A 6,323-nucleotide genomic window follows, 5' to 3' on the forward strand; every position below is an offset into this window, starting at 1 on the left:
CAATCACCGCGCCTTCGACCGGGACGGTTTCTACTGCACCGGCGATCTGGTCTGCCGCTTGCCCAGCGGCCATCTGATGGTGGTGGGGCGCAACAAGGATCAGATCAACCGGGGTGGGGAGAAGATCGACGCCCTCGAGATTGAAGAGCTGCTGATTACCCACCCGGAGGTGCGGCAAGCGGCGCTGGTCGCCATGCCTGATCCCATGCTCGGGGAGCGCAGTTGCGCCTTTCTGATGTGCCGCGAGCCCCTCAATCTGCCCCGCTTGCGCCGTTTCCTGCGCGAGCAGGGGGTGGCCGATTACAAACTGCCCGATCGCTTGGTGCTGGTGGCGCAACTGCCCCACACCCCGGTCGGCAAGATAGACAAACAGACGCTGCGCGAGCAGCTCGCCAAGGAGTGTGCATGACCATTCAATCCCTCGCCGCCTATCCGTTGCCCACCGCTGAGGAGCTGCCCACCGGGCGGGTGAACTGGCCCTTCGAACCGGGCCGCGCCGTCTTGCTGGTCCACGATATGCAGCACTATTTCGTCGATTTCTACGGGCCGGACAATTCGCTGATCAACCAGGTGATCGACCATATCGCCACCCTGATCCGTCAGGCGCGTGCTCTCGGTATGCCGGTGGTCTATACCGCCCAGCCCGCCGAGCAGAGTCAGGCCGATCGGGCCCTGCTCAATGACATGTGGGGGCCGGGGCTGACCCGAGCGCCGGAGCGCCAACCAATCGTTCCGGCGCTGGCGCCCGAGCCGCAGGATACGGTGCTGACCAAGTGGCGCTACAGCGCTTTTTGCCGCTCACCGCTAGCCGAGCTGATGGCCGAATGGGGGCGGGATCAGCTGGTGATCTGTGGCATCTACGGCCATATCGGGGTGATGCAGACTGCGGTCGATGCCTTTATGCGCGATATCCGCCCCTTCCTGGTGGCAGATGCCATCGCCGACTTCTCCCGCGAAGATCACCTGCTGGCGCTCTCCTATGTCAGCCGCAATGCCGGTCGGGTGATTACCGTGGCCGAGGTGATGGCGGTGGCCAGCAAACGTCCCCTGACTCGGGAGTTGCTGCGCGCTCAGGTGCTGGCGCGGTTGCCCGCCGAGATGCAGCATGAGCAGCCCACCGAGGATGACAACCTGCTCGACTACGGTCTCGACTCGCTGGCGGTGATGGGGCTGGTGGAGGAGTGGCATCAGCAGGGGCTGGTGGTGGAGCTGGCCGAGCTGGCCCGCAACCCGACCCTGGCCCACTGGTGGGGACTTCTCTCCCGTCAGCTTAATGTCAGTCAGGACACGGCTCATCAGGTCAACGAAGATCACGTCAGCGAGCCGGAGTGCACCCCATGAGCGAGTGGCAAGGCAGAACCGTCTGGGTAACCGGCGCAGCGCAGGGGATTGGCCATGCGGTGGCACGCACCTTTGCCGAGGCGGGAGCCAGCGTGGTTGCGTTCGATCTGCAACTGGCCGAGGCGCTGCCCGGCAACGTGAAGGGGGTGACTCTCGACGTGAGTGACAGCGAGGCCGTGACCCGCTGTTGCGAACAATTGCTGGACGAGGGGCTGGGGCCCGATGTGCTGGTCAATGTTGCTGGCGTGCTGGCGACCAGCAGGCTCGATGAGGTGGATGACGCCCTTTTACTGCGCACCTTCGCTATCAACACTTTCGCCCCTTTCTACCTGATGCGGGCCCTGACCCCCTGGTTTCAGGGGCGGCGCAGGGGCGCCATCGTCAATGTCTCCTCCAATGCCGGTCGGGTACCGCGAGTGGGGATGGGCATCTATGGCGCCTCCAAGGCGGCACTGACCAGCCTCACCCAGACGGCAGGCTTGGAGCTCGCCCCCTATGGGGTGCGCTGCAATCTGGTGTCGCCGGGCTCGACCCGTACCCCGATGCTCTGCGGCATGTGGCAGGAGGGGGAGGCTGAGCAGCGCGAGGGAGAGCTGCGTACCATCGCTGGCTTGCCCGGGCAGTTCAAGCTGGGGATCCCCCTTGGCAAGCTGGGGACACCTGCCGAGGTGGCGGCCTGCGTGCTGTTTCTCGCCTCCGATGCCGCCAGCCATATCACCTTGCAGGATCTGGTGGTCGATGGCGGTGCCACCCTGGGGGTCTAGCCCGCGCGTTGCCGATCTGGCAGGCGTGACACTCTCTTTATGGAGGAGGCCTGGCCTCCTCGCTTTTCAGCCATGCGGGCAGGGGCAAGCCGCTGCCCGCTCGATGTTTGCGCAAGGACATTCCCATGGAACAGACAATGGCGATGCGCGCCACCCACCAGCGTGGTGAACACCCGCGCTGGCCGCTAACCACCGCTCAGGCTGGCATCTGGTTTGCCCAGCAAAAATACCCGCAGAGCCCCGCCTGCAACACCGGCGAGTACTGGCTGCTGGAGGGGACGCTGGCTCCCCATCACTTCACCCGCGCGGTACGCCAGACCATCGACGAGATCCCCGGTCTGCACTGCGCCTTTGTGGCCACTGCCGATGGCCCGCAGATGGTGGCCAATCCCGCCTGCTGGCAGCTGAGCGAGCGGGATCTCCGCCGCGAAGACGACCCGCTCGCCGCCGCGCAGGCCGAGATGCGTGAGCAGTTGGCCGTACCCTTCAATCTGGCCGGGGGGCCGTTGTTTGCCACCACTCTCTATCGCCTTGGTGAGGGGCGGTGGGTCTGGTTTATCGCCGTGCACCATATCGCCATCGACGGCTTTGGCCTGAGTTTGCTCTGTCAGCGGGTGGCGAGCTGGTATGAGGCGCTCTGTGCCGGCGAGCAGCCAGCACCCTGCCACTATGCGACCCAGCAGGAGTTGCTGGCCGAGGAGGCGGCCTATCAGGATTCGCCGCGCGCCGCGCGGGATCGCGATTTCTTCGTGCAGCAGCAGGCCGGGGTGGAGAATCCAGCATCGCTCTCCCGACGTCCGGCGCAAGGGCTGGGCCCCACATATCGTCTTGAACAGCGGCTGGCTGGCCGCCAGTGGCAGGCACTGGTGGCACGGGCGAGTCGTTCTGCCTGTCACCCCTACAGCTTGCTGCTGGCGGCGGTGGCCAGCTATGTGCAGCGGATGAGCGGGGCTGGCGAGGTGGTGCTGGGCATCCCGCTGATGGGGCGACTGGGCTCAGCGGCGGCTGATACCCCCTGCATGAAGGTCAATGTGCTGCCCCTGCGCATCGAGCTGGGCGGCACCAGCCGGGTTGGGGAGTTGCTGGCACAGGTCGAGCGGCAATTTGCTGCCCTGCGCCGTCATCAGGGTTGTCGTCAGGAGTGGTTGCAACAGCGTCAGCCGGGCCAGCCATTGTTTGGCCCTCAGGTCAATCTGATGCCCTTTGCCCGTACCCTCAGCTTTGGTGAAGGGCACAACCAAGTTCGTGGCGAGGTACAGGTGCTGGCAGCGGGGCCGGTGGAGGAGTGCGCCTTCTACTTTGCCGAGGAGGCAGGCGCTATGACCCTGACCCTCGAAGCACATCAGGGGCGCTTCAGCCATCAGGAGAGCGAACGTCATCTGGCCCGGCTGATTGCCTATCTGGCCGCTTGGAGTGAGGCGGATGACGAGGCCCTGGCGGTGCGTTTGCCGCTGCTGTTGCCCTGCGAGCAGGCAGAGCTGGTGCGCTGGAACCAAACCGACCATCCGCTGCCGACCACCACCCTGAGCGCACTGCTGGCTGAGGGGCTGGCGGCGGCAGATCAGCGCGCCATCGCGCTGGAGTGTGGCGCCGAGCGTTGGAGTGTGGCCGAGCTGCGCCAGCATACCCGCCAGTTGGCCAGCTATCTGGCGGGGAGGGGCGTGGGCCCCGGTTGCCGGGTGGCGGTGCTGATCCCGCGCTCTCCCGAGCTGATCCTCGCCCAGCAGGCCATCATGGCGGTGGGAGCCGTCTATGTGCCCGTTGACCCGGACTATCCGGCTGAGCGGATCGGCTACATTCTCGCCAGCAGCGATCCCGCGCTGGTGTTGACCAGCCGTACGCTTCAAATGCCGCTCGATGTGGCTGCGCCACTTGTCTGCCTCGATGCACCCGGTGTGGCAGAGCAGCTGGCGGCGGTAGAGTTGGCAACGACCGTACCTTGTGAGTTGCCAGTACCCAGGCCGGAAGATGCGGCCTACATTATCTACACCTCCGGCTCGACCGGTCGGCCCAAAGGGGTGGTGGTGAGCCATGGTGCCATCGTCAACCGGCTGCTCTGGATGCAGCACATGTATCCCATCGGCCCGGCGGATCGGGTGCTGCAAAAGACCCCGGCCGGTTTCGATGTCTCCATCTGGGAGTTCTTCTGGCCCTTTATGACCGGGGCGCGGCTGGTGCTCGCCAAACCGGGCGGCCACAAGGATCCCGCCTACCTTGCCGAGCTGATTGAGCAGGCCGGGATCACCACCTTGCACTTTGTTCCCTCCATGCTGCAGATTTTTGTCACTCAGGCCGAGCCTGTGCGTTGCCGCGCCCTGCGCCAAGTATTCTGCTCCGGTGAGGCGCTGTCCGCGGATCTGGTGCAGCGCTGGTATGGGACATTTTCAGCCCCTCTGCACAACCTCTATGGCCCGACCGAGGCGGCGGTGGATGTCACCTGGTATCCCTGCCGGGCAGACGAGGCGGTGACCAGCGTGCCCATCGGATATCCGGTCTGGAATACCTGCATCCGCATTCTCGACCCCTGGTTGCAGCCGGTGCCCCCCGGTGTAGCGGGGGAGCTCTGGATCGGCGGCGTGCAGGTGGCGGATGGCTACTTTGGCCAGCCCGAGCTCACCGCCGAGCGCTTTATTGCCAACCCCTTCGGGACAGGGCGGCTCTATCGCAGCGGCGATCTGGCTGCTTGGCGTGAGGATGGCGCCATCGAGTATCTGGGACGCCTCGATTTTCAGGTGAAGATCCGTGGTCAACGCATCGAGCTGGAGGAGATCGAGCAGGTGCTGCTGCGCCATCCCCGGGTAGCGCAGGCGGTGGTGCTGGCCCCCGAATTTGCCCCCGGCGATCGCCGTCTGGTGGCCTATGTGGTGGCCGCAGATAGCACAGAATTGACGCTGGCCGAGCTGACGCCCGCCCTTGGCGCCGCGCTGCCTGACTACATGGTGCCGGGGCTCTTGGTCACTCTGGTCGAGCTGCCACTCACCCCCAATGGCAAGCTGGATCGCAAGGGGTTGCCGCTGCCCGATATGGCGTCGGCGGTGGGTCAGTCGCTGCCGAAAACCCTGCTGGAGGAGCGGCTCTGTCGCCTCTTCGCCGAAGTACTGGGGCTGGCGCGGGTCGGCGCCGACGATAACTTCTTTGCCCTCGGCGGCCACTCCCTGCTGGCGGCACAGTTGGTGGTGCGCATTGAAGAGTCGACCGGACAGGCTCTCACTCTGGCCAGCCTGTTCGAAGCGCCGAGCCCCGCCCAGCTGGCGCGCCGTCTTGGCGGCGAGCGGGAGGCTATGCCCATGCTGTTGCCCCTGCGGGCGCCCAGTGCGCAGTCCGGCGTATCAGGCCCCACTCTCTTTTGCGTCCATCCTGCAGGCGGGCTCGGCTGGTGTTATGCGCCTCTGGTGCCCCATCTGCCGGCCGACATGGCGGTCTATGCCCTGCAGGCGCGAGCGCTCTGCCAGCCGGATGCGCCGTTGCCTGCCAGTTTCGACGAGCTGGCCCTCGACTATGTGACCGAGCTGCGTCGTCAGCAGAGCGAGGGGCCCTACTGGCTGCTCGGCTGGTCGCTCGGGGGCATGCTGGTGCACCGAATGGCCGCCATGCTGCAGGAGCAGGGACAAGAGGTGGCCATGGTGCTGCTGCTCGATGCCTACCCCTGCCAGCAGTGGCAGACCCAGCTGTTGCCCGATGAGCAGCGGATGCTCGATGCGCTGCTACGGATGGGGGGGATTGCGGTTGCGGACGAGGCGCTCGACTCCCTCACTCGTGACGAGGTGGTGGCCAGACTGGGGGCGGAGGGGAGTGCGCTGGCCATGCTCGACGAGCAGGTGGTGAGCGCCATGATCGAGCTGGTTGGCCACAACAACCGGCTGATCCGTGAGCCGGTCGACTACTGCTATCACGGGGAGGTGATCTTTATCGAGGCATCAGTTTCCCGCCAACCCTGGCTGGATGGGCGCGGCTGGGAGTCGCTGACAAAAGGCGAAATCCGCTATCAGCGCTTCCCCTGTCTGCATCAGGAGATGGTGCACCCCGACTGGCTGGCGAAGATCGGCGCCTTTATTTGTGAGCGGGCCGATGGGGGCGGGCAACAATCGCACATCCGGCAGGAGGGGGGCGCATGACCCCGGTTGCAGCCATCCGGGAGGCCTTGCTGGCGGGCAAGCTGGTGGGGCTCGGCGAGCCGCATTGGCACCCCGACTTTATCCGGCGTCAGCACGCCTGGCT

The 6,323-nt window shown here is 65.6% G+C and carries 4 protein-coding genes; all 4 read left to right on the plus strand.

What is annotated here, in order from left to right; all coding sequences use genetic code 11:
* A partial coding sequence (locus DBR30_RS21615) for an AMP-binding enzyme (protein ID WP_441296728.1) occupies positions 1–409 on the plus strand: 409 nt, incomplete at its 5' end.
* A complete protein-coding gene (locus tag DBR30_RS04505) occupies positions 406–1,341 on the plus strand; it encodes an isochorismatase family protein (RefSeq protein WP_108541906.1) in 936 nt (311 codons plus the stop codon). The genes DBR30_RS21615 and DBR30_RS04505, both read left to right, overlap by 4 nt.
* The gene (dhbA, locus tag DBR30_RS04510; protein WP_108541907.1) at positions 1,338–2,105 is read left to right on the plus strand and encodes a 2,3-dihydro-2,3-dihydroxybenzoate dehydrogenase; all 768 of its coding nucleotides are present in this window, start codon (positions 1,338–1,340) and stop codon (positions 2,103–2,105) included. Before DBR30_RS04505 ends, dhbA begins: the two co-directional genes overlap by 4 nt.
* 125 nt (positions 2,106–2,230) lie before the next feature.
* Positions 2,231–6,220 carry a non-ribosomal peptide synthetase gene (locus tag DBR30_RS04515; protein WP_108588206.1) on the plus strand — a complete coding sequence of 1,330 codons (3,990 nt, stop codon included), beginning with the start codon at positions 2,231–2,233 and terminating at the stop codon, positions 6,218–6,220.
* Positions 6,221–6,323: the final 103 nt, after the last annotated feature.

The sequence above is a fragment of the Aeromonas sp. HMWF017 genome (assembly GCF_003061465.1).
Lineage (GTDB): Bacteria > Pseudomonadota > Gammaproteobacteria > Enterobacterales > Aeromonadaceae > Aeromonas > Aeromonas veronii.